The organism is Glutamicibacter sp. MNS18 (assembly GCF_026107515.2).
Classification (GTDB): domain Bacteria; phylum Actinomycetota; class Actinomycetes; order Actinomycetales; family Micrococcaceae; genus Glutamicibacter.
On sequence record NZ_JAPCHW010000001.1, the window covers coordinates 374,184 to 395,313 of the forward strand.

Annotated in this window: 28 protein-coding genes; 21 read left to right on the forward strand and 7 right to left on the reverse strand. The window is 64.1% G+C overall.

Going from position 1 to position 21,130, the window contains the following annotated elements:
• The first annotated feature begins 15 nt into the window (after nucleotides 1–15).
• The 3 genes from OK351_RS01795 to OK351_RS01805 all read left to right on the forward strand — a co-directional run bounded on the left by OK351_RS01795 (nucleotide 16) and on the right by OK351_RS01805 (nucleotide 3,204).
• Nucleotides 16–942 (forward strand): type 2 periplasmic-binding domain-containing protein, encoded by a 927-nt coding sequence (locus OK351_RS01795; protein WP_265155618.1) that lies wholly within the window; start codon nucleotides 16–18, stop codon nucleotides 940–942.
• A gap of 92 nt (nucleotides 943–1,034) precedes the next feature.
• The gene (locus OK351_RS01800) at nucleotides 1,035–2,255 is read left to right on the forward strand and encodes a pyridoxal phosphate-dependent aminotransferase (protein ID WP_265155619.1); all 1,221 of its coding nucleotides are present in this window, start codon (nucleotides 1,035–1,037) and stop codon (nucleotides 2,253–2,255) included.
• Nucleotides 2,256–2,340: 85 nt separating this feature from the next.
• Nucleotides 2,341–3,204, forward strand: coding sequence for a PPK2 family polyphosphate kinase (locus tag OK351_RS01805; RefSeq protein WP_265155620.1), 864 nt, complete (start codon nucleotides 2,341–2,343; stop codon nucleotides 3,202–3,204).
• 9 nt (nucleotides 3,205–3,213) lie between these two features.
• Here OK351_RS01805 and OK351_RS01810 read toward each other — a convergent pair whose 3' ends face one another.
• Complete coding sequence (locus OK351_RS01810; RefSeq protein ID WP_265155621.1) at nucleotides 3,214–3,444, reverse strand: exodeoxyribonuclease VII small subunit; 231 nt, start codon at nucleotides 3,442–3,444, stop codon at nucleotides 3,214–3,216.
• A gap of 112 nt (nucleotides 3,445–3,556) precedes the next feature.
• Nucleotides 3,557–4,822, reverse strand: a complete 1,266-nt coding sequence (gene xseA, locus OK351_RS01815; protein WP_265155622.1) for an exodeoxyribonuclease VII large subunit — start codon at nucleotides 4,820–4,822, stop codon at nucleotides 3,557–3,559.
• A gap of 192 nt (nucleotides 4,823–5,014) precedes the next feature.
• Between xseA and OK351_RS01820 the strand changes: the two genes are divergently transcribed.
• From OK351_RS01820 to OK351_RS01895, 16 genes are all read left to right on the forward strand, one after another.
• Nucleotides 5,015–6,112, forward strand: a complete 1,098-nt coding sequence (locus OK351_RS01820; protein WP_265155623.1) for a 4-hydroxy-3-methylbut-2-enyl diphosphate reductase — start codon at nucleotides 5,015–5,017, stop codon at nucleotides 6,110–6,112.
• Nucleotides 6,113–6,153: 41 nt separating this feature from the next.
• Nucleotides 6,154–7,239, forward strand: coding sequence for a redox-regulated ATPase YchF (ychF, locus tag OK351_RS01825; RefSeq protein WP_265155624.1), 1,086 nt, complete (start codon nucleotides 6,154–6,156; stop codon nucleotides 7,237–7,239).
• 103 nt (nucleotides 7,240–7,342) lie between these two features.
• A complete protein-coding gene (locus tag OK351_RS01830) occupies nucleotides 7,343–7,939 on the forward strand; it encodes a hypothetical protein (protein ID WP_265155625.1) in 597 nt (198 codons plus the stop codon).
• A 288-nt stretch (nucleotides 7,940–8,227) separates the two neighbouring features.
• On the forward strand, nucleotides 8,228–8,470 hold the full coding sequence (locus tag OK351_RS01835; RefSeq protein WP_265155626.1) for a type II toxin-antitoxin system Phd/YefM family antitoxin: 243 nt from the start codon (nucleotides 8,228–8,230) through the stop codon (nucleotides 8,468–8,470).
• Between the two features lie 12 nt (nucleotides 8,471–8,482).
• Nucleotides 8,483–8,740, forward strand: coding sequence for a type II toxin-antitoxin system RelE family toxin (locus OK351_RS01840; RefSeq protein ID WP_265155627.1), 258 nt, complete (start codon nucleotides 8,483–8,485; stop codon nucleotides 8,738–8,740).
• Nucleotides 8,741–9,176: 436 nt separating this feature from the next.
• Complete coding sequence (locus OK351_RS01845) at nucleotides 9,177–9,791, forward strand: class I SAM-dependent DNA methyltransferase (RefSeq protein WP_265155628.1); 615 nt, start codon at nucleotides 9,177–9,179, stop codon at nucleotides 9,789–9,791.
• A 242-nt stretch (nucleotides 9,792–10,033) separates the two neighbouring features.
• The gene (locus OK351_RS01850; protein WP_306349462.1) at nucleotides 10,034–10,240 is read left to right on the forward strand and encodes a type II toxin-antitoxin system RelE/ParE family toxin; all 207 of its coding nucleotides are present in this window, start codon (nucleotides 10,034–10,036) and stop codon (nucleotides 10,238–10,240) included.
• Nucleotides 10,215–10,535, forward strand: coding sequence for a HigA family addiction module antitoxin (locus tag OK351_RS01855; RefSeq protein ID WP_265155629.1), 321 nt, complete (start codon nucleotides 10,215–10,217; stop codon nucleotides 10,533–10,535). The genes OK351_RS01850 and OK351_RS01855 overlap by 26 nt, the downstream gene beginning before the upstream one ends.
• Nucleotides 10,532–11,011: an NUDIX hydrolase gene (locus OK351_RS01860; RefSeq protein ID WP_265155630.1), complete on the forward strand. Its 480-nt coding sequence runs from the start codon at nucleotides 10,532–10,534 to the stop codon at nucleotides 11,009–11,011. Before OK351_RS01855 ends, OK351_RS01860 begins: the two co-directional genes overlap by 4 nt.
• A gap of 253 nt (nucleotides 11,012–11,264) precedes the next feature.
• A complete protein-coding gene (locus OK351_RS01865; protein WP_265155631.1) occupies nucleotides 11,265–11,780 on the forward strand; it encodes a peptide-methionine (S)-S-oxide reductase in 516 nt (171 codons plus the stop codon).
• A gap of 132 nt (nucleotides 11,781–11,912) precedes the next feature.
• Nucleotides 11,913–12,455, forward strand: a complete 543-nt coding sequence (locus OK351_RS01870) for a type IV toxin-antitoxin system AbiEi family antitoxin domain-containing protein (protein WP_265155632.1) — start codon at nucleotides 11,913–11,915, stop codon at nucleotides 12,453–12,455.
• The gene (locus tag OK351_RS01875) at nucleotides 12,452–13,309 is read left to right on the forward strand and encodes a nucleotidyl transferase AbiEii/AbiGii toxin family protein (RefSeq protein ID WP_265155633.1); all 858 of its coding nucleotides are present in this window, start codon (nucleotides 12,452–12,454) and stop codon (nucleotides 13,307–13,309) included. Before OK351_RS01870 ends, OK351_RS01875 begins: the two co-directional genes overlap by 4 nt.
• 119 nt (nucleotides 13,310–13,428) lie before the next feature.
• On the forward strand, nucleotides 13,429–13,872 hold the full coding sequence (locus OK351_RS01880; protein WP_265155634.1) for an alpha/beta fold hydrolase: 444 nt from the start codon (nucleotides 13,429–13,431) through the stop codon (nucleotides 13,870–13,872).
• A gap of 365 nt (nucleotides 13,873–14,237) precedes the next feature.
• Nucleotides 14,238–14,471: a FitA-like ribbon-helix-helix domain-containing protein gene (locus OK351_RS01885; protein ID WP_265155635.1), complete on the forward strand. Its 234-nt coding sequence runs from the start codon at nucleotides 14,238–14,240 to the stop codon at nucleotides 14,469–14,471.
• Nucleotides 14,468–14,890 carry a type II toxin-antitoxin system VapC family toxin gene (locus OK351_RS01890; RefSeq protein WP_265155636.1) on the forward strand — a complete coding sequence of 141 codons (423 nt, stop codon included), beginning with the start codon at nucleotides 14,468–14,470 and terminating at the stop codon, nucleotides 14,888–14,890. Before OK351_RS01885 ends, OK351_RS01890 begins: the two co-directional genes overlap by 4 nt.
• A 96-nt stretch (nucleotides 14,891–14,986) precedes the next feature.
• Nucleotides 14,987–15,313, forward strand: coding sequence for an NUDIX domain-containing protein (locus tag OK351_RS01895; protein WP_265155637.1), 327 nt, complete (start codon nucleotides 14,987–14,989; stop codon nucleotides 15,311–15,313).
• A 94-nt stretch (nucleotides 15,314–15,407) separates the two neighbouring features.
• Here the strand turns inward: OK351_RS01895 and OK351_RS01900 are convergent, their stop codons facing one another.
• Entirely contained in the window at nucleotides 15,408–16,334 is a 927-nt protein-coding gene (locus OK351_RS01900) for a 2-dehydropantoate 2-reductase (protein WP_265155638.1), read from the reverse strand.
• 65 nt (nucleotides 16,335–16,399) lie between these two features.
• Nucleotides 16,400–17,038: a LysE family translocator gene (locus OK351_RS01905; protein ID WP_265155639.1), complete on the reverse strand. Its 639-nt coding sequence runs from the start codon at nucleotides 17,036–17,038 to the stop codon at nucleotides 16,400–16,402.
• A gap of 66 nt (nucleotides 17,039–17,104) precedes the next feature.
• On the opposite strand from OK351_RS01905, the gene OK351_RS01910 reads away from it, so the two are divergent.
• The gene (locus OK351_RS01910) at nucleotides 17,105–17,617 is read left to right on the forward strand and encodes an Lrp/AsnC family transcriptional regulator (protein ID WP_265155640.1); all 513 of its coding nucleotides are present in this window, start codon (nucleotides 17,105–17,107) and stop codon (nucleotides 17,615–17,617) included.
• A 164-nt stretch (nucleotides 17,618–17,781) separates the two neighbouring features.
• On the opposite strand, the gene OK351_RS01915 is transcribed toward OK351_RS01910, so the two are convergent.
• Nucleotides 17,782–18,639 carry an SDR family NAD(P)-dependent oxidoreductase gene (locus OK351_RS01915; RefSeq protein ID WP_265155641.1) on the reverse strand — a complete coding sequence of 286 codons (858 nt, stop codon included), beginning with the start codon at nucleotides 18,637–18,639 and terminating at the stop codon, nucleotides 17,782–17,784.
• Nucleotides 18,640–18,830: 191 nt separating this feature from the next.
• Here OK351_RS01915 and OK351_RS01920 point away from each other — a divergent pair, with 191 nt between their 5' ends.
• On the forward strand, nucleotides 18,831–19,328 hold the full coding sequence (locus OK351_RS01920; protein ID WP_265155642.1) for a GNAT family N-acetyltransferase: 498 nt from the start codon (nucleotides 18,831–18,833) through the stop codon (nucleotides 19,326–19,328).
• A 511-nt stretch (nucleotides 19,329–19,839) separates the two neighbouring features.
• On the opposite strand, the gene OK351_RS01925 is transcribed toward OK351_RS01920, so the two are convergent.
• Both OK351_RS01925 and OK351_RS01930 read right to left on the reverse strand, forming a co-directional pair.
• On the reverse strand, nucleotides 19,840–20,607 hold the full coding sequence (locus tag OK351_RS01925) for an SCO1664 family protein (RefSeq protein ID WP_265155643.1): 768 nt from the start codon (nucleotides 20,605–20,607) through the stop codon (nucleotides 19,840–19,842).
• Nucleotides 20,607–21,128: a DUF3090 domain-containing protein gene (locus OK351_RS01930; protein WP_265155644.1), complete on the reverse strand. Its 522-nt coding sequence runs from the start codon at nucleotides 21,126–21,128 to the stop codon at nucleotides 20,607–20,609. Before OK351_RS01930 ends, OK351_RS01925 begins: the two co-directional genes overlap by 1 nt.
• Nucleotides 21,129–21,130: the final 2 nt, after the last annotated feature.

Here is a 21,130-nt window from a genome sequence, read left to right on the forward strand (position 1 = left end):
TAAACTGGGGAACGTATGGAACTTCGAAAACTTTTGCCGGCCCTGCCGCTGACCGTCCTGCTGGCCCTGGGCGCGTGTACCGCGGCCCCCGAGAACGCCGCCGATTCCTCCGGGCAGCCCGAACTGGTGCTGGCCGGTGATGCCGATCCGATGTATCGTGCCCTGGCCGGGGTCTACGCCCGAGAACTGGAAGCCGACGGTTTCCAGGTCACGGTGCTGGATCCTGCCGCGGACCCGGTGGGTCAGGTACGCGACGGACAGGCGGACCTCGCGGTCACCGCGGCCAGCAGCTTCCTGGCTGCCCGGGCCGCCGCGGACAATGCCGACGATGCGGACGGTGCGGAAAACACTGACGACGACGGGAACCCCGCCACGGCACTGACCCGCGAGGAGGTCACCAGGCTGGCGACCTCCGGGCAGGACGAGGAGTTTTCCGGCATCGAGATCAGCCCCGGCGACCTGGGCCAGCTGCTGGTGATGAGCCGGGCGGACATGGCGCTGAACAAGATCGAGGACATCTCGGACCTGCTGGCCCAGTGCCAGGACCTGTCCTTCGCCGCGTCGCCCGAGGCCGCACCGCAACTGCGTGAGGCCCTGGACGCCGAGGATTGCCCACCCGAGGCCGTCACCGGCAGCGGCGAGCGGGATCCCGCCGAGCTGTTGCGCCACGCGGACGCGCAGGCTGTCGCCCTGTCACGCAACCGTGCGCTGATCGCCGATGAGGGCTTCATCGCCGTCCCCTCCAGCGCCGGGTTGTTCAACAGCCAACCGGTGCTGGCCTTCGGGACCACGGACCTGGACCCCGCGGCCCAGGGCATCCTTGCCACGGTCACCGCGGCGCTGACCGATGACACCCTGCTGGCCGTCAACCGGATGGTACAGGGCCCGGAACCGGCCAGCGTCGAGGACGTCGCCCGCCATTGGCAGTGGCTCATCCAGTAGCAGCGCCCCGGCACCCCCAACTGCCGGGAAACCAAGGACTCACAGTACCTAGCGTGGCACCAGCTGTGCCACGACCCCAGAGAGTAGGAAATATGCCGGATTTCAAGCAGTCCACCAAACTCCACAACGTCCTCTACGACATCCGCGGCCCGCTGCTTGAACACGCCCACCGCATGGAGTCCGAGGGGCACCGGATCCTGAAGCTGAATATCGGCAATCCCGCGCCCTTCGGTTTCGAGGCCCCGGACGCGATCCTGGTGGACATGATCCGCAACCTGCCCAACGCCCAGGGCTATTCGGACTCGCGTGGCATCCTCTCGGCCCGCACCGCGGTCTCCCAGTACTACCAGACCCGCGGCATCCAGACCATCGGAGTGGATGACATCTATCTGGGCAACGGCGTCTCCGAACTGATCACGCTGAGCCTGAATGCGCTGCTGAACAACGGCGACGAGATCCTGATCCCGGCCCCCGACTATCCGCTGTGGACCGCCTCGGTATCGCTGGCCGGCGGCACCCCGGTGCACTACCTGAACGACGAGTCCGACGGCTGGCTGCCGGATCTGGCGGATATGGAAGCGAAGATCACCCCGCGCACCAAGGGCATCGTGGTCATCAACCCGAACAACCCCACCGGTGCGGTCTACCCCAAGCAGACCCTGGAGGGCATCCTGGAGCTGGCACGCAGGCACAACCTGGTGGTGTTCTCCGACGAGATCTACGAGAAGATCCTGTACGACGACGCCGTGCACATCAACACCGCCTCGCTGGCCGAGGACGTGCTGGTGCTGACCTTCTCCGGGCTGTCCAAGGCCTACCGGGTGTGCGGCTTCCGGGCCGGTTGGATGGCAATTTCCGGACCGCGGCATCAGGCCAGCGACTACATCGAGGGCATCAATTTGCTGACCAATATGCGCCTGTGCGCCAACGTCCCGGCCCAGCACGCCATCCAGACCGCCCTGGGCGGTTACCAGTCGGTCAACGACCTGATCCTGCCCGGCGGGCGGCTGCGCGAGCAACGCGACGTGGCCTACGACCTGCTCACCGCCATCCCCGGGGTGAGCGTGCAGAAGGCCAAGGGGGCGCTGTACATGTTCCCGAAGCTGGATGCGGACACCTACCCGATCCACGACGACGAGAAGTTCGCCCTGGAGCTGCTCAAGGCGCAGAAGATCCTGATCACCCAGGGGACCGCCTTCAACTGGGTGCGCCCGGACCACTTCCGGCTGGTCACCCTGCCGGGGGTGCGGGAACTGGAGGACGCGGTGGGCCGCATCGGCGACTTCCTGGCCGACTGGCGCTCCCACGCCTGAGCGGGGCAGCGGCCGCGAGCCGAGGACCGGCACCGCTTGCAGCCCGTGACCCGACACCTGGAACCTGAGGAAGGGACGTAGCACCGTGGATAGCACAACGCAGGACCTCGTAGCGGGATTGCTGGCGGGCCCGACGCCCGGGCTGGCGCAGCGCCCCACAGCAAACCCGAACTGGTGGCCGCAGGACGCACCGCAGACCAAGCAGGAGGGGAAGAAGGCGCTCGCTGAACTGGGCGAATCCCTCTCCGACTACCAGGAACGGCTCTTCGCCTCGGCGGCCGCCGGAACCGCGACGGACTCGGTGCTGCTGATCCTGCAGGGTATGGACACCTCGGGCAAGGGCGGGATCGTGCGCCATGTCATGGGGCTGGTGGACCCGCAGGGCGTCGCCCACCACTCGTTCAAGGCGCCGACCCCCGAGGAGGCGGCCCACGACTTCCTCTGGCGGATCGAGCGCCGCATCCCGGCTCGCGGAATGATCGGGGTCTTCGACCGTTCGCACTACGAGGATGTGCTGATCCACCGGGTGAAGCGGCTGAGCTCCCCGGAACGCATCGAGCAGCGCTACGGGCAGATCAACGACTTCGAGAACCGGCTGCAGGAGCGCGGGATCCGTGTGGTCAAGGTGCTGCTGCACATCAGCCGCGAGGAGCAATACCAGCGGCTGATGGCCCGGCTGGATGATCCGGCGAAGCAGTGGAAGTACACCACCGACGACATTGAGGACCGGCTGCTCTGGGACGAGTACCAGCGGGCCTACGAGATCGCGATCGAACGCACCCACACCGAACGCAACCCGTGGTACATCGTCCCGGCGGACCAGAAATGGGCGGCCCGCTGGTGTGTGGCCCGGCTGCTGCAGCGAGAGCTGGCTTCCATCGACCCGCACTGGCCGCCGGTCACCTACGACGTGGCCGAACAGCGGGCGAGGCTCGAAGCCAGCCGGTAGCAGGCGCGGTCAGTCGTCCTGCTGCTCCTCGACCCGCGCACGGGCCTGCTCCAGACGCTGGGAGACCCCGTTGAGCCAGTTCTCGCAGTGCGTGGCCAGCGCCTCGCCGCGCTCCCAGAGCGCCAGGGACTGCTCCAGGGTGGCGCCGCCGGTCTCCAGCTGCGAGACCACCGCAACCAGTTCCTCGCGGGCCTGTTCGTAGCTGAGCTTCACGATGTCTTCGGGCAGTTGCTGGGTCATGGTCTCTTCCTGGTTCCTGGGTTTTCTGGTGTTGGGCGACAGCGGCGATGCGCCGACGTGTCGATGTGCCGATACGGTGAGGTAGCGATGCGGTGCCGGTGGGCGGCCCCGGCTAGGGCCGCACGGGTTCGGTATCGATGCCGGTGACCTCGGCACGGAATCTGCCGGCAGCCACCCGGATCTGCACCGGGTCCCCGACACCCAGCTGCGCGGCATCCCGCACGATCGAGCCGTCCGGGAGCTGGGTGACCGAGTAGCCGCGATCCAGGGTCTGCTGCGGTGACAGGGCCCTTACCTGCACGGCCAGGTGCCCGATCTCGTCCCGCGCCCGTTCGATACGGTGGCGCAGCAGCCCGGTGGAGCGTTCACGCCAGCGGACCAGGTCCTCGAGTCGGGTGCTGATCATCGTCTGCGGCTGGGCCAGCACCGGCCGGGCGCGCAGCGCGGCAACCAGTTGCCTTTCGCGTTCCAGCTGGTGGTTGATGGCCCGGTCCAACCGGTCCCGGGCCTGGGCGAGCCCGCCGAACTCCTCCTGCAGATCCGGCACGATCCGTTTGGCGGCATCGGTGGGGGTGGAGGCGCGCAGGTCCGCCACATCGTCCAGGATGGGGCGGTCCGCCTCATGCCCGATGGCCGAGACCACCGGGGTGTGCGCGGCGAACACCGCACGGACCAGCTCCTCGTGGGAGAAGGGCAGCAGGTCCTCCAACGCGCCGCCGCCGCGGGCGATCACGATGACCTCCACGGCCGGGTCCGCATCCAGTTCCGCCAGCGCGGCCATCACCTGGGCGGCGGCGTCTCGGCCCTGCACCGCGGTGTTGATGATCCGGAAGGCCACGGCCGGCCAGCGCAGGCGCGCATTTTGCACCACGTCCTTCTCGGCATCCGAGTCCCGGCCGGTGATCAGCCCGATGGTGCGCGGCAGCACCGGAAGCCGTTTCTTGTGCTCGACGGCGAACAGCCCCTCGGCGCCCAGCGCCTGGCGCAGCCTCTCCAGCCGGGCCAGCAGTTCACCCAGTCCCACCGGGCGCACATCGGTGGCGTTCAGCGACAGCCGGCCGGTCTTGGCATACAGGCTCGGTTTGACCTGGGCCACCACCCGCGAGCCGACCTCGGGCTTGGTCTCCAGCCGGCGCATCACCGAAGCCCAGACGGTCACCGAGAAGGAGAAGTCCGCATCTACGTCGCGCAGGGTCAGGTAGCCGTGTCCGTTGCGGATGTTGGCCTCCAGCAGCTGGCCCTCCACCCAGGAGACCGGCGAGTTCTCGATATGCGCCTTCAGCTTCTCCGAGAGCACCCGCAACGGCCAGGGGTTTTCCGGGCTGGTCTCCCGTGCGGTTTTCGGCATGGTGTCCGGGCTGGGCGACTCCACGGGCATCTCTCCTGGCATCGACGACGGCACTGGCTGGCGGGGTGGGCCCGCACCTGTGAGGTTACACCACCGGCAGGACGCTTCGGCGGCTGCCGACCGGCTCCCTGCAACGGCCAGAGGCCAAACTCACAGCCCGCCGCAGGTGGTCCGGCTCATATGAGCATGGGCTTACTTGCATCCACTTCGTAGACTAGGGGTATGGCTACTTCCACTTCCATCCCGGTTTCCTTGCCGATGCCCCGTATCCCGCGGACCCGACGTTCCCCCCAGGAGATCGCCGCCGCCTCGCCGGACGTGGGCGAACGCAAGGTCCTGCTGGCGGCCCCGCGCGGTTACTGCGCCGGCGTTGACCGTGCCGTGGTGGCGGTGGAGAAGGCACTGGAACACTACGGTCCGCCGGTCTACGTGCGCAAGCAGATCGTGCACAACCTGCACGTGGTCTCGGAGCTCGAGGCCCGCGGGGCGATTTTCGTGGAGGAGACCGATGAGGTCCCCGAAGGTGCACTGGTGGTCTTCTCCGCCCACGGCGTGTCCCCGGCCGTCGTGCAATCCGCGGAGGACCGCGGCCTGCAGACCATCGACGCCACCTGCCCGCTGGTGACCAAGGTGCACCGCGAAGCCGTGCGCTTCGCCAAGAACGACTACGAGATCCTGCTCATCGGCCACGAAGGGCACGAGGAGGTCGAGGGCACCTACGGCGAGGCGCCGGAAGCCACCACTATCGTGAACAACCCAGAGGAAGCGGACACGGTGGTCGTGAAGAACCCGGACAGGCTGATCTGGCTTTCGCAGACCACGCTGAGCGTGGACGAGACCATGGAGACCGTGCGCCGGCTGCGCGACCGTTTCCCGAACCTGCAGGACCCGCCCAGCGATGACATCTGCTACGCGACCACCAACCGCCAGGTGGCGATCAAGACCATCGCCCCGCAGTCGGATCTGGTGATCGTGGTCGGCTCCTCGAATTCCTCGAACTCGGTGCGCCTGGTGGAAGTCTCGCTGGACTACGGGGCGAAGGCCGCCTACCGCGTGGATTTCGCCCACGAGGTCGACGAGAGCTGGTTCGAGGGGGTCTCCACCGTCGGGGTGACCTCCGGGGCCTCGGTGCCGGACGTGCTGGTCCAGGAAGTGCTCGCCCTGCTGGCCGAGTACGGCTTCGCCGACGTCGAGGAGATCACCCTGGCCGAGGAGGACATCGTCTTCTCGCTGCCCAAGGAGATCCGCGGCAAGCTCAAGGAATCAGGCGACGACTCCCGCGCCCTGGGCGGGCGCCGCAGCCCGGCCAACTCCAACTAGAATTCACAGCCCACCACTAGCAAAAGGTAGACTCTTCTCCCGTGGCTCTTACTATCGGAATCGTCGGACTGCCCAACGTCGGCAAGTCCACCATGTTCAATGCGCTGACCCGTGCCCAGGTGCTGGCAGCCAACTACCCGTTCGCGACCATCGAACCCAACGTCGGTGTGGTCCCGCTGCCCGATGAGCGCCTGAAGGTGCTCGCCGGGATCTTCGGTTCCGAGCGGATCCTGCCGGCCACCGTGTCCTTCGTGGACATCGCCGGCATCGTCAAGGGCGCTTCCGAGGGGGAGGGGCTGGGCAACAAGTTCCTGGCCACCATCCGCGAGGCCGACGCGATCTGCCAGGTCACCCGCGCGTTCGTGAACGACGACGTGATCCACGTGAACGGCAAGGTGGACCCGGCCTCGGATATCGAGACCATCGCCACCGAGCTGATCCTGGCTGACCTGCAGACCATCGAGAACCAGCTGCCGAGGCTTGAGAAGGAACTGCGCGGCAAGAAGATCGAGAAGTCCTTCCTGGACGCCGTGCTGAACGCGCAGAAGATCCTCGAAGAGGGCATCACCCTGTTCGCCGCGGCCAAGACCAAGGGCGTGGACCTCGATGAGCTGGCCCCGATGCAGCTGATGACCACCAAGCCGTTCATCTACGTGTTCAACACCGATGACGCCGGACTGGCCGATACTGAGATGCAGGCCAAGCTCTCCGAACTGGTGGCCCCGGCCGAGGCGATCTTCCTGGACGCCCAGTTCGAATCCGAGCTGGCCGAGCTGGAAGAAGACGAAGCCGCCGAGATGATGGAGGACGCCGGCATCGAGGAATCGGGGCTGAGCAAGCTGGCCCGCGTCGGCTTCGACACCCTGGGACTGCAGACCTACCTGACCGCCGGCCCGAAGGAATCCCGTGCCTGGACCGTGCCCAAGGGTGCCACCGCGCCGGAGGCCGCCGGGGTGATCCACACCGACTTCCAGCGTGGCTTCATCAAGGCCGAGGTCGTCGGCTTCGAGGACCTGGTGGAGGTCGGATCGATCGCCAACGCCAAGGCCGCGGGCAAGGCCCGCATCGAAGGCAAGGACTACATCATGAAGGACGGCGACGTGGTGGAGTTCCGCTTCAACGTCTAGTTTTCCCCTGATGGCGGTACTTTTGTACTCATTTCGGGGCTTTCAAAAATCGAAATATCGAGCGTGATTTCAGCTCATGTCGGACTCCCAGGAGGTCGAAGATTTGGCCGAGACATTCAGCCTCGAAGCGGAAGCGTCGTTCAGCGACGAAAACAAGGCGTGGGAGGCCGTCCGAATCCTTGCTGAATGCGTCGAGCATGTGCAGCCGGGCGGGCGGCTCATGAACAGTCCCGGTTTCATACTGCGTGGCGATAATAAGCAATGGAGGCGACAGACAGTTAGGGAGCTCGCTGTTATCCGCGAGAAGTTTGACATTGAATATCCGGCCTTGGCGTGGGGCTACGTCACCGACGGGCTCCAATGGAGGGTTGATGGGTGGATGTTCAACGCCAAGTCGCAAAAGATCCAGGTGGAAGCCTATGCCGGAGCGTCCCTCTTGGGTACCGAGGAGGCGCTGCGCACAGTCGTCAGCCGAGCGCGGGAGCGCGGTGTCGAGATGGCGGTGAAGCAGGTCAAGTTCTCGGCCACGGAGTCGACCGGTTCTCCACGGTCGAGAGACATTCAAGTGAACACAAGTCCGATGAGGAAGTGGAAGATGTTCCGGGCGTGGGTGGGTCCCCATCTGGCCGCCTATATAGTTGGCATCGTTTCCTCAATATCGGCGACTGGTTTGCTCCTATGGCTAGGCCTTGGGGGCTGAGTTTCCGATTCGATATCGGTGGCCACGAAGGAAAAGTTGGGCGCAACCAAGTGGTACGTTCGCCCTAACGCGCGTGATGGTTTTGGCTAACGTGTCGAGATGGCTACCTTGTTGCGTCGAAGATTCAGCGCGGTAAGCCGCGACTCCAGACGTTGGAATGTGCGGCGACGTGGTGGAGTTCCGCTTCAACGTGTAGTCGCGTTCCGATTCAACCTCTGGGGGCCTCTGGGGCACTCGAGGGCACGCGCGAACATTGCGTACAACTTGTACAAGTCGTACGATAGGCACATGACTTCAGTGACTCTTTCCCAGTTCCGTAGCCGGCAGAGCGACTACATCGCCGCTGCGCAGCGTGAGCCTGTCGAGATCACCTCCCGCGGTGCGGGGCGTCGTGCTGTCGTCGTGTCGCCCGAGTTCTTCGACCGTGCCGTGCGGGCGCTGGAGGACCAGGCTGACATCCGCGCGGCAGCGGAAGCGCGCGAGGAGCCTCGTGTTCCTTTCGAAGACCTGATGGAAGAGCTTGGGCTTTGATCCCGGGTTGACGTGACGTACCGGATCACCATCGCGCGGGGAGCCGCGAAGACCTTTCGTGGGCTTCATCCGCAGGTTGCTGCACGCTTGAAGGCTGCGATCCAAGAGCTCGCAGAAGATCCACGTCCGCCGGGAAGTCTGCGGCTGAGCGGCGGTGACGGCGAGCTCCGCATTCGCGTCGGCGACTACCGGATCGTCTACGACGTCCAGGATGATGAGCTTGTGGTCTTGGTGCTGCGAGTCGGTCACCGCCGGGAGGTCTATCGATGACGCGACGAAGCGAGCAGACCGAGGGCAAGCTGGCTGAGATAGTGATCGACGTCGTTGCACACAAAGATCTGACAGCAGGCGACGTCGCTGGGCTTCGCTGATTGTTCGACGCCGAGTACCAGCATGGTTTCGGGGAGTGGGGCCCGGTGTCGGGGGGTCTCGAGGAAGTGGTCTCGTTCTACATCGCGTGCGGGTGGACTCGAATCTCTGCCGCGGTGCGTTCGATCAACCGCGCCGGCCAGTCAGTTTTCGACCCGCCAGGGCAGCCGCTGCTCGTCCTGCCGGTAGGACATCGGCTTGCTTCCTGGCCGGACGGCGAGGTCGACTTGCGCGGTCGCGCGTGGTGATCATTATGGGCGTACCCGTGGACTGGGAGATGCATGAGCTTTAGTGAGGCTGAACCATGAGATCGTGGAATACCGCTGAAGGGCGCTTTATGAGCACTGAATATGAATCCCAGGTGGTGCGCGAAGCGTATGAATCCCGCGCGACCGAGTACACGAAAGTCCTCGGATCTATAGAGGCAATGTCTCCGGTGGATCTAGCGGCGATCGAAGGATGGTCCCGTGGCATAGACGGCCGCATTGTCGACGCTGGTTGCGGGCCGGGTCACTGGACTGCGCATCTGCGCAATCTCGGTGCCGACATTGAGGGTATCGATATGGTGCCAGCTTTTATCGACGGTGCTCGGAGTCGCTTTCCGGACACCGCGTTCCGTCTCGGGGATCTGGACGCTCTCCCAGTAAAGTCAGCCAGCCTCGCCGGAATCCTCGCCTGGTATTCCTTGATTCATGTGTCTCCGGATCTGTTATCCGTCACCATTCAAGAATTTGCTCGATGTCTTGAGCCGGGAGGAAGAGTGCTCCTCGGATTCTTCGAAGGGCAAAAGGTTGAAGCGTTTGGCCACGCGGTCACCACTGCCTATTTCTGGCCAGTAGAAGAGATGGCTCGACTCCTTGCTGATGCTCGTTTCGAGGTCACGGAGGTTCGGACGCGGGCCGACCCCGGCGCTCGACCTCACGCTGCAATAGCTGCGCAGCTTAGCCATTGATCTGAACTTCTTGAAACGTTTGCTACGTGGGGCACTCCTGCGAGTGGCGTCACAATGCAACCTCTGGTACGAAGAAGTTCCCCTCGTTTCACCAGAGGTTGGTCCGTGCGGGGACGTGGTGGAGTTCCGATTTAACGTCTAGCGTTATTGGTGAGCCTAGAGATTTCGGACAGTGGACCCTCCTAAACTGGGAGGGCAACTGAAAGAGAGATCAGCAGTATGTCAAAGGCGTTGACCGGACGGTGCAGCGAGCGACCTTGCGGAAGCTTGAGTTGATCCATGCGGCGAAGGATGTCGAGGACCTGAGGATCCCGCCGGGCAACCGGTTGGAGCGGCTGGTCGGCGACCGGCGCGGTCAGCACAGCATCCGAGTCAACGCGCAATGGCGTCTCTGCTTCGTCTGGAGAGAGGGAGGTGCGGACAATGTCGAACTCGTCGACTACCACTGAGAGCGACCTGATCGAGCCGATCCACCCGGGAGAGATCCTGATGGGGGACTTCATTGAGGGCTTCGGGATCACGCAGAACAAGCTCGCCCTGTCGATCGGCGTCCCGCCGCGGCGGATCAACGAGATTGTGCACGGCAAGCGGGGTATCACAGCTGACACGGCGATCCGGCTGGCGCGGTACTTCGGGACGTCCGAGGAGTTCTGGATGAACCTGCAGTCCAACTACGAGCTGCGGCTCGAGCGTCGCCTGCTGCGTGACAAGATCGCAGCGATCACGCCGCTGGAGGTCGCGTGACTGTCGGTCCAGAACGTCGGCTTGTTCGAAAGGTCGTCGGCTATGTAGTCCGTGGCGGGCGACTGCTGGTGTTCACGCATGACGGTGTTCCCCTCGAGGTCGCCGGTGTCCAGGTCCCGGCGGGTTCCATCGAGCCCGGGGAGCAGCCCGTGGCCGCTGTGGTCCGCGAGGTGCGGGAAGAAACCGGCGTCGACGCCCAGGTTGTCCGTGTTCTGGGCGTCGAGCGATACGACGTGTGGCCGGCGAAGCCCGAGCTCCATGAGCGTCACTTCTTCCAACTCGCGCCACTTGGCGGCCGCTCGGAGGAACGCTGGCGCGCAGGGGAAGAGATGCCATCAGATGATGGGCCTACGCAACGATGGACGTGCCAGTGGATACCGCTGGAGCAGGCCCACGTGCTGTGCGCCGGCTTCGGCGCGCGACTCGGCGAGATCCTTCTCGAGGGCGATTCAGGTGCGGCAGCTGCGGAAGGATAGGTCTACAGATCCGTGATGGTCCTTCGTGCCGTAACCCGGTCAAGTTCCGCTTCAACGTCTAGTTTTACTGAGCTTTTGGTGCTCCCATACGCGTTTCAGATACGGCCCCGCTTGCTTCGGCAATCGGGGCCGTATTTGCGGTTGTGTGGATCGACTGGCTCTCGGCAACCTCTCCTGTTCCCGAGACATCGGTTGCAGTCGAGTTCCGTTCACCTCGCAGCGATCGTCTCTTAAGCGGCAGTAGGATCGGTCTATGGATGCCGAGCGTGTGGTTGAGGAACTTTATTTGGCGGGCGGCTGTCTCTGGGGTGTACAGGCCTTCATCAAGACGCTGCCTGGGGTAACGTCCACCGAGGCCGGAAGGGTCAACGGAACCAGCCAGTGTATCGACAGCGCCTACGACGGGTATGCGGAATGCGTGCGAACACGATTCGATCCGACGGTTGTTAGTGTCGAGCAGCTGACGGCCTACCTCTTCGAGATCATTGATCCCTACAGCGTCAACAAGCAGGGACCAGATCTCGGTCAGAAGTATCGGACTGGTGTCTACTCCAACAAGCTGGCCCACCTCGAAGAGGCTCGTGCTTTCATCGCGGCGAGAGACGACGCTCACCGAATCGCCGTTGAGGTGCTGCCACTGACCAACTACTTGCGAAGCGCCGAGGAACATCAGGATCGGCTCGCACGTTTCCCCGAGGATTCGTGTCATCTTCCCGCAGAACAACTGGCTAAGTACCGCGGTGATGTTGATCTAGCGGGTCGTTCGTGATGATCAGCCAGAAGTTGTTGTGTGCCGGAAATCGGCGGAGTTCCGCTGCAACGTGTAGCCGCGTTCCGGTTCAACCGTTCAGTGCTCGAAGTTGAGCTGTCACAATTATACCGTTTACGGTATAGTTGTGACATGGCTGGTGAGCTGAAGTACCGAGACATTGTGCGTGAGATCGCACTGGATCAGTACGGATATGTCACCACGCGAAACGCGACCGAAGCCGGTGTTCCCGCCGTAGAGTTGCCCAAGCTGGCGGCGCGAGGCGGACTCGAGAATGTCGCATACGGGCTGTATCGTGTGCCGGATATTCCCCCCACGCGGTACGACCAGTTCGCGGAAGCGCTGCTTCGCGTGGGTGAGGGGGCTCATCTGCACGGAGAGTCTGTGCTCGCATTGCTCGGGCTGGGCGACGTCAACCCGCGGCGGATCAAAGTCGCGACGAGCAGGCGAGCCCGCTCCCGACTTCCCGAATTCGTGGAGCTGACTACGGTGCGGGGCGGATTTTCCGCACGGCTCTATGAGGGACTAGCGTCGCAGTCTGTCGCGGATGCTCTCCTCGAATGCCGTGGCCGCATCGAGACGCAGAATCTGCTCGACGCCGCTAAGCAGGCTCGGGGTGAGGGGCTATTGACGACTGCGGAGTGGCAGCGGGTACGCAAGGAGATCACGTCGTGAGCTACGCCGGTGCGCCGATCAGCGTGCGTTCTCTGGAGCAGCGCATCCGGAATCTCGAAGGCGACGACGGGTTGGCGCAACGGCGCAGAGTCAGCATGGCTCTGGTCGTCGTCGGCCAGATGCTCCCCGCTGGGGCGATCAAAGGTGGCAGTGCGATGGCGCTCCGATTCGGACGGAGCACGCGATTCACCCGTGATCTCGATGCCGCGAGGATCGGCCCGCTCGCAGTGTTCCGCGCCGACTTCGAGGAGGCGTTGGCGCGTGGTTGGGTCGGCTTCACCGGCAGGCTCGTGCAGAAAGCCGCGCCCACCCCGGAAGCGGTACCGGCGGCGTATGTCATGCAGCCTTTCGAGGTGAAGCTCGACTATCGAGGTCGAGCCTGGTGCACGGTGAAGTTCGAGCTCGGTCATAACGAGATCGGCGACGCTGAAGATCCAGAGCTGCACCTCGCGGACGATCTCGCGACCATGTTCACGGATGTTGTCCTCGAAGCGCCGGTACCTGTTCGCGTCATGCGTGCAGACCATCAGATCGCGCTGAAGCTGCACGCACTATCCGTCGAGGGAAGTGAACGCGCACGCGATCTCGTGGATCTCCAGTTACTCGAAAACCGTGGGGATCTGGACCTCGGGCAGATCGGGGAGACCTACGTACGGCTATTCGAATATCGGCGGCAACAGCAGTGGCCACCGGTCGTCACCGTCGCGGAGCAATGGCATCCACTGTATGCGGAGGCCGCTGACGGCGTGGATGCACTGCATTCCGTCGACGAAGCCGTCATCTGGGTGAATGACTTCATTCGTCGAATCGCCTCGGCCGGATCTGCGACCACCGCTGAGGATGATCGCCGATGACCATCGGGACGACACACATGTTCGAGCACCGTGGGGCGACGATCTCGGTCACCGCCCTCGACGGTGCCAGACCGACGGTGGTTCTACTCCACGGCTTGGCATGAAGCTTCCGGGAGCTATTGCCGACCGCGCGGGCGCTCCAAGGACATCGGGTGCTGCTGGTTGACCAGCGTGGGCATGGTCGGAGCACGCGGAGGCCGGACGATCTGTCGCGTGCCGCATTCGTCGGCGATGTCGTCGCAGTCATGGACGCCTGTGCGCCGGGGGAGCGGTGCTTCCTCGTCGGCCAGTCGATGGGCGCGCACACTGCGTTCCTCACATCGGCCATGCATCCCGACCGTGTCGGGGGTCTGGTGATGCTCGAGGGAGAAGTCGCCGGTAGCGGCGATCCCGAAGAGACTGCCACGGTCGGACGCTGGTTCGCCTCGTGGCCCATACCGTTTCCGGTTGAAGCCGCGGCGCGGGTGTTTCTCGGGGAGGATGCCATCGTGGACGCCTGGATCGCTGACCCCGAGGCCACCCAGCAAGGGCTCATGCCGCGATTTGATGCCGACGTCATGTAACGCACACGCGATGCGGTGCGCGAATCGCGCTGGTCCGAATGGGAGAGCTTGCAAGAGCCCACGCTCGCGATCTTCGCTGCCCGGAGCACGTTCTCGGCATCAGACAAGGACGAGCTCGTGCGTCGCCGACCTTCCACTGTTCGGTTCGACCTCAGTGGCGGCAGTCATGATGCCCACCTCGACGCTTTCGACGAGTGGACCGATGTGCTTGCCCGCTGGCTGAGGTGAGGTTGGTATCTGCGGCGACGTGGTGAAGTTCGTTTCATGGTCTGAGCGGACTTGATGCAATCGTTCACACGGGTGCTGATCTCGACCTTGGCGACCAGGGTCGATATCAATACTGATATCAACAGGGGGTGGTCATCATGGCATCCATCGTTGTCAGGGGAATCGACGAATCAGTAAAACAGAGCTTGGCGAAGCGGGCCAAGGCGCACGGCCGTTCCATGGAAGCGGAGGTGCGTGAGATTCTCACTCGGGCTACATCAGGTTCGCACATCGGACTTGCGTTCTTAGATGCGGCTCGCGATGCTGGCGGTGTCGAGGAGCTGGTGATCCCTGAACATGTCGATGAGGCCCGAAAGGTCGACTTCGGGTGATCGTCCTGGACACGCGCGTCATCTCGGAAATTTTCCGTCCTCGTCCTGAGCCGCGCGTCATCGCGTGTCTGGAGTCACTCACGGATGGTGTCGCGATCACGACGATCACGTTGGCGGAGCTGCTCGCCGGGGTCCGTAGACTTCCGGACAGGCGGCGCAAAGAGGAACTCCAGGTAGCGATCGAGGGCGCGATCCAGCCCTACCGCGACACGCGTTCCCTGCTGTCCTTCGACGAGGCTGCGGCCGCGGAATATGCCGAGGTGCTGGCGGTGCGTGAGCAGGCAGGACTGCCGATCAGCATGGCTGATGCGCAGATCGCTGCGATCTGCCTAGCGAATCGTGCCGCGTGCACGACGCGGAACACCGGGGACTTCGCGCTGACCGGCGTCGCGATTGTTGATCCCTGGGCCGCGTCGTGAGCCCATATTCGTCGATCTCCTCCCGTAACGCGGTCCGTGTCCTCTTGCTTGATCCTTCGGCGCGGGTTCTGTTGTTTGAAGGACGGGATCTTTCCGATGCCGGGGACACCGCGCGCTTCTGGTTCACTGCAGGCGGTGGTGTTGAATGGGGATGAGTCGTTGGCCGATGCCGCTGAACGGGAGCTGGCTGAAGAGACTGGCCTGACGGGAATGACGATGGTCGGGCCCTTCCACCGCCGTGAGTTTGACTTCCTCAATCACGGTGAACCCGTCCATCAGATCGAGCACTACTTCGCTGCGCGAGCTGCCACTCCTTCGGACCTCAACCGTGACGGTTGGACGGAGCTGGAACGTGCCGTCGTGACCGAATGGAGGTGGTGGCCTGTTGCGGGTCTGAGACACGGCGGCATGAGCTTTCCCTGAGGATCTGCCTGACCTCATCGCGAGGGCGGCAGAGCTCGTCTAGCCCCTCGCCGAGTACCGGTTGCCAGAATGCGGTAGCGTTCCGGTTTTCGCTTTACCCCTTGCCGGGTTGGCGGGAAACACTCTGGTGGTGGGTTCGCAGTTGGAGCAATGCTGAGTCCAGCAACGGTGATGGAATCTTGAGAGCTGCTGCACGTGCGGCGAGGTCGCCGATGATGTGCTCGGCTTCGACAGGAGCCCCGTGCCGGAGGTCGCGATAAAGTGAAGAGGTGAACGCCGAACCTCGTTCGGTAAGCAGTCCGAGGGTCTGCGCGTGCCCGGCCTGGCTGACCGGATGACCCGAAGCTTCCGCGACTTGCTCGCACTCGGCGATCGCCTGGAGAATCTGCGCTTCACCTCCGGCGGCGAGGATGTCGCCGATGCTGCCGCGGAAAAGGCAGGTGATGACACCGGCGGCGGCGATGAAGGCCCACTTCTCCCACAACCGTGAAACGATGTCATCCACGATGTCCAGGACGATGCCGTCGACGTCGAGTGTCCGACGGATCTTGTCGGGCACGGTCTCACCGTGCAGCCCGCCGACGGTGAGGCTGCACAGCGGGGTCATCTGCACCGCGGTCGCATCCTCGCCCAGTGTTGCGACGATCTTCACGATTCCCCCAAGGACTTGCCCCGGGAACGCGCGTTCCAACAGATCGATGTGGGCCATGCCGTTGAGTAGCGGCACAATGGAAGTCTCTGGCCTGATCCCAGGGGCGAGCGTCGGGATGATCGCTTCCAACGCCGGTGCCTTGACCGCGAGGATCACGAGGTCGAAGGGATCTGCACCGTCCAGTTCAGTGACGGCGCACGCCGTGTGCACGACGTCCACGTCGGGCGCGCGGAAGCGCAGGCCGTCGGCGGTGAGCTGTCTGGCCCTGCGCTGTCGGATGAGGAAGGCCACGTCCTGTCCGGCAGTGATGAGTCGCGCACCGAGGGCCCCGCCGGTGGCTCCTGCTCCGACGATGAGTGTCCGTGTCATATGTTGGTTTTCCCTTCGGAAGTCGCCGGGCCCGAGCCAGGCGGTGAGTCTGTTGCCCGCCGCGCTCACGCGCCGGGGCTGAGGAGGCTGTAGACGGTGCTGACCAGTAGCCCAGCGCCGATGAGCAACAGTGCGAGGCCGCCCAGGACAGTGATCGTCCGGTCCGCAGCCGGGGACCGGTGGAAACCGAACAGCCGGATCAGCGCGATCGTGGCCGCCCACCAAAGTCCGGCGCCGAGCACGACGGCGGCGCACAGTGTGACGGTTCGCATCTCCGCCCCGTCCCCGTATCCGATGAACTGGGGCAGGATCGCCGCGAAGAACAAGAGCGCCTTCGGGTTGGTCGCGTTCGTGACGAATCCACGCGCAAAGCCACCCTGAACACGGTGCCTGGTCGCATCGGGGTTGTCGTTCGCTGCGCTCCGGGATGCCCGCAGCATGCTCGCCCCCATCCACAGGAGCACGCCAGCGCCGAGTAGCTGCACGACGGTTAGTGTGCCCGGCGCGGACACCAACAGGGCGGTCGCGCCGGCGGCGGCGAGCAGCGCGTGCAGCATCAGACCGGAGACGATCCCCACTGCAGTGGATGCGCCCTCCCGCGCGCCGCGGGTCGCCGAATGCACCACCAGGACAAGGTCCGGTCCAGGCACCGCCAGTGCTACCAACAGGGCGAGGGTAAACGCCGCCCATGATTCTGCTCCCATCCGTGCCTCCGATCCGTGGATTCTTCCGTGATCAAGGTTATGGGCCAGATTCGCTACTCTTTAACCATGAGCGAACGTCAAATGAAATCAGATCGAGTCCCCGAATTGGATTCGGTGGACTGGGCCATTCTCGAACTGTTGCAGGTGGATGCGACCATGCCGAACAAGGATATCGCTGCGAAGGTCGGCGTCGCTCCGAGTACCTGCCTGGAGCGGATCAGGCGGATGCGCCGCAACGGCACCATCGTCGCCACACGCGCGCACGTGCTCCCCAGCCTGCTAGGCAAGGGTGAGCAGGCGTTCCTTGGAATTCAGATCCGCCCGCACGCGCGCGACACGGCCAACGACTTTGTGCAGAAGGCCCTCGCGCTGCCGGAAACGCTAGCCCTCTACAACGTCAGTGGCAGCGAGGACTACCTTGTCCACGTCGCTGTGGCGAATAGCACCGAGTTGCAGACGTTGATCATTGACAAGCTCCTGGCACTGCCGCAGGTCGCACACTGCCGGACGCAACTGATCTTCGGTGAGCCGTGGGTGGCACCGCTGCGCCAACGCTCGGCACATGATTCGGACAGCTGAGACGAGTTTCCCAGCCATCGCGTAGCCAGCGGTTGGTATGCGCCTGAATTCGTTGGAATTCGGGTTCAACATCTCTTCGCCTTTCGGCTCAAGCACCGAACCTGGGATCTCGGCGTCCACCTTCCGACGGAATCTGCGGGGATCCTGGGTCAGGAACCCGGTAGTCACGACGGCCAGTTGAAGTCCCTGTCTGCGCCGTACGAATCCCGGCGGGCGGTGTACGCCAGGGCTGCGTGTTCTCGTGCGTCGTCACCGATGAGTACCCGCAGCGGGCGGCCCGGGTTCGACAGGTGCGCAACCAGCGCGTCGGCCGCGGTGCGCGGATCGGCGTCCGTCGACGCCTCGCCGGGTTCGGCTGCCGGCCAGGGGATCTGCGCGGTGCCGAACAAGGCGGTGCGAAGATCGTCATACTCCGGTTTCGGGGTCGCAAACGACATGCTTGACCCTGCCCAGTCGGTCGCGAATCCGCCGAGCTGGGCAATGGTGACATGGATGCCGAACGGCGCGACCTCGGCGGACAGGGCTTCGCTGAAACCCTCCAGAGCCCACTTGCCGGCGTTGTACAGGCCGAAGGTCGGCATCGCACCGATCGCACCGACAGTCGAAATCTGCACGATATCGCCACCGCCGCGCGCCCGCAGATGTGGGATTGCGGCCCGACAGACCCACAGTGCACCGAACAGGTTGAGGTCCAGATGAGCGCGGGCCTGCTGTTCGTCGACTTCCTCAATGGCACCGACCAGCCCGCCCCCGGCGTTGTTGACGACGATGTCGATGCCGCCGAAGGCCCGTGCCGCCTCATCGACGGCAGCGGCGACGGCGGTGGCGTCACGGACATCGAGCAGGATCTCGCGAACCGAGTCAGGGTGGCCGGCCTGCAGATCCGCCAGCGCTCCGGGTTGGCGAACCGTTCCGACGACGCGGTCTCCGTGGTCCAGGGCCGCCTGCGCAAACGCCCGGCCGAGCCCGCGGCCGGCACCGGTGATGAACCAGATGCGGGTTGTGCTTGATCCTTCGGACATAGCGAATTCCCTCCAACGACACGGCCTGTCTCGTCACGGTAATGAAGGTGCGGCGGTCAGTCAATAGCGCCGGGTATCCGGCCGGCGGGATTCGCATTCTGCGGTTGGTCGGTGCCGGGACTCGGGGGCCTGCCGGTCTAACGTGTGGATCCGGTGGGAAGAAGGCGTCCGAATGGAGCGATAATGGTGGCGTGAGCAACCCGGGAATATCGGTCCAGATACGTTCGTACGAAAGCGCTGACGCCCAGACGACGTTGCGCATCTTCCACGAAGCGATTACGGTCACGGCAGCGGCGGACTACACGCCTGAACAGGTCGCGGCATGGGCGCGTCTGGACAAGCCGGATCTGCGCCGGTGGGATCGCTCGATGCTCGCCCGGGACAGCTACGTGGCCCTCGTTGATGGACAGGCCGCCGGGTTCTCCGATGTGAGCGCCGATGGCTATATCGACATGATGTTCGTGTCTCCGCGATTCGCGCGAAGAGGGGTGGCGCGCGAGCTGTTGGCCTTCCTCGAACGTCGGGCACGGCGATGCGCAGTGCGGCAACTTTCCTCGAATGTGAGCATCACGGCCCGTCCGCTCTTCGAGTCCTTCGGTTTCCACCTGGTGGCCGAGCAGCATCCCGTGATCGGCGGTGTCGTCATGACCAATTTCCATATGGCCAAGGAGCTCAACTATCCGGAGTAGCGCTGCCAATGAGAACCGGTGGTCCATCGGTGTGGACAGTTCCAGGATCCGGAGTGGGCCCGTCATTGCCTCCGCCTGGGTCTGTGGTGCGGGTGTGCTATCGACGGCGGCGAACCCTTGGGTCAGTATGGTCCGGACGGATCACGGCAGCGCTAGGGTGGTGGGCTGAGGCGCGATGCCCTGTTGCAGGTAGGGAGCCTCGGCCCGCAAATATGGCCATGTGCCGTGGGCGCCATCAGGGAAGCTGAATATTGTGCCTGTTCCGTCCCCGCACTTGTCGGAGTTGCGCTCGCCCATGCACTGGGCAGCGTCCAATGACTTCGAACATCTCGGATGTCGTGGTTGGTAGAGGTTATTGAACGCGGGTTCCGACACCGGTTTCAGCCGTGCCGATCATTTTCGCGCGAACCAACGGGGATGGCCATCGGAGATGTTCGGTTGTACCGGAAGACGGAGGGGTTCAGGACCAAGGAGTAGCCCGTGAGCTCCACGAAAGCTTCAACGCCTGGTCTCAGAACAGCGGCCAGGGCACAGCCGGCATCTGACCGCTGGGAGCCGGAAACATCCCTGCCGAACCCAACTGCTCGCAGCGGGCAGCCAGAGCCGCAACCTCCCGGGCACTGAGCAGGTCTTCCAGGCGTCGGCCCAGTTCGCCGGAGAGCCCGTCAACGACTTGTGCGATGCCTTGTTGCTCCTCGGTGGCCAGATCCTCACCCAACCAGCCCCAGAGCACCGTACGCAGCTTGTGCTCATGATGGAAGGTGAGCCCGTGGTCCACGCCGTACCGGTGTCCATCGGGCATGGCCAGGATGTGGTTGCCCTTGCGGTCGGCATTATTGACGATGATGTCGAAAACCGCCATGCGCCTGAGCACCGGGGTATCTTCATGAATGAGCTCGACGATCCCACCGTTTTCATCCTGGCCCTTGAGCACGTGTTTCCAGACGCCCTGCGGCGCCTGGTCCGCCGCGATGAGGTCCACGGGGTTCTGCCCCGGATCAGGTTCCTTCCACAGCTGCACCATCCCTTCGCCCAACGGGCCATCACGCAGCCATGTGTGCGGCACTACGTCCCAGCCGAGGGCCTGCGAAACCAGATAGGCCGCCACTTCCCGTTGCGCCAGGGTGCCCTGGGGAAAGTCCCACAGTGGGCTTTCGCCGGCTATCGGTTTGTAAACGACCACGGTATCGCCGATGCTGCCAAGAAACGTGGCGTTTGAGGCGGTCGTGATACGGCCGGTGAGGGTCAGCTCTGCGGCTATGAGATCTGCTGCCGGCATCAGAGGTCCGGTGGGGTGCAGATGTGTCCCTCGGCGTCCATGGGATTGCCGCACAACGGACACATCGGCCGTCCGGCGGCCACGATCTCACGGGTGCGCTTGGCAAATGCGCGGGCCGTGCCAACCGGGATTCGAACGAGCATCTTTTCGTCCTGGTCGGCTGAGTCCTCGTCGTCCACCGGGTGTAGCTCGATCACAACCTGCGCCGTGGATGAATCCCACCCCAGGCCTATCGCGCCGATGCGAAACTGCACCTCGACGGTTTCGAGCGGGTCATTGTCGACTAGTTCAACGGGGGTGCCGGCAGGAACGTTGAAGGGGTTGCCCGGAACGGTGCCAAGCTGGTCGAGGACTTCGTCGATCTTTTCGGCGAGCGCCGCCGATTGCTGTTTTTCCAAGGCTAGGCTCACCAGTTGCTTGCCTGCGCGCACCTGTAGATAAAAGGCTCGTGACCCCGGAGCGCCAATGACACCAACGACGACACGATCTGGCCAGGAAAACTCGTGAACACGTGTAGACATGT

Bases quoted from the DNA above. Each gene is read 5' to 3' on its own strand.
- OK351_RS01885 (WP_265155635.1), top strand. From the start codon at position 14,238: ATGGCATCCATCGTTGTCAGGGGAATCGACGAATCAGTAAAACAGAGC.
- OK351_RS01915 (WP_265155641.1), bottom strand. From the start codon at position 18,639: ATGTCCGAAGGATCAAGCACAACCCGCATCTGGTTCATCACCGGTGCC.
- OK351_RS01810 (WP_265155621.1), bottom strand. From the start codon at position 3,444: ATGACCCAGCAACTGCCCGAAGACATCGTGAAGCTCAGCTACGAACAG.
- OK351_RS01865 (WP_265155631.1), top strand. From the start codon at position 11,265: ATGGATGCCGAGCGTGTGGTTGAGGAACTTTATTTGGCGGGCGGCTGT.
- OK351_RS01905 (WP_265155639.1), bottom strand. From the start codon at position 17,038: ATGGGAGCAGAATCATGGGCGGCGTTTACCCTCGCCCTGTTGGTAGCA.
- OK351_RS01870 (WP_265155632.1), top strand. From the start codon at position 11,913: ATGGCTGGTGAGCTGAAGTACCGAGACATTGTGCGTGAGATCGCACTG.
- OK351_RS01925 (WP_265155643.1), bottom strand. From the start codon at position 20,607: ATGCCGGCAGCAGATCTCATAGCCGCAGAGCTGACCCTCACCGGCCGT.
- OK351_RS01855 (WP_265155629.1), top strand. From the start codon at position 10,215: ATGTCGAACTCGTCGACTACCACTGAGAGCGACCTGATCGAGCCGATC.
- OK351_RS01910 (WP_265155640.1), top strand. From the start codon at position 17,105: ATGAGCGAACGTCAAATGAAATCAGATCGAGTCCCCGAATTGGATTCG.
- OK351_RS01795 (WP_265155618.1), top strand. From the start codon at position 16: ATGGAACTTCGAAAACTTTTGCCGGCCCTGCCGCTGACCGTCCTGCTG.
- xseA (WP_265155622.1), bottom strand. From the start codon at position 4,822: ATGCCCGTGGAGTCGCCCAGCCCGGACACCATGCCGAAAACCGCACGG.
- OK351_RS01895 (WP_265155637.1), top strand. From the start codon at position 14,987: ATGCCGGGGACACCGCGCGCTTCTGGTTCACTGCAGGCGGTGGTGTTG.
- OK351_RS01835 (WP_265155626.1), top strand. From the start codon at position 8,228: ATGACTTCAGTGACTCTTTCCCAGTTCCGTAGCCGGCAGAGCGACTAC.
- OK351_RS01800 (WP_265155619.1), top strand. From the start codon at position 1,035: ATGCCGGATTTCAAGCAGTCCACCAAACTCCACAACGTCCTCTACGAC.
- OK351_RS01820 (WP_265155623.1), top strand. From the start codon at position 5,015: ATGGCTACTTCCACTTCCATCCCGGTTTCCTTGCCGATGCCCCGTATC.
- OK351_RS01900 (WP_265155638.1), bottom strand. From the start codon at position 16,334: ATGACACGGACACTCATCGTCGGAGCAGGAGCCACCGGCGGGGCCCTC.
- OK351_RS01845 (WP_265155628.1), top strand. From the start codon at position 9,177: ATGAGCACTGAATATGAATCCCAGGTGGTGCGCGAAGCGTATGAATCC.
- OK351_RS01930 (WP_265155644.1), bottom strand. From the start codon at position 21,128: ATGTCTACACGTGTTCACGAGTTTTCCTGGCCAGATCGTGTCGTCGTT.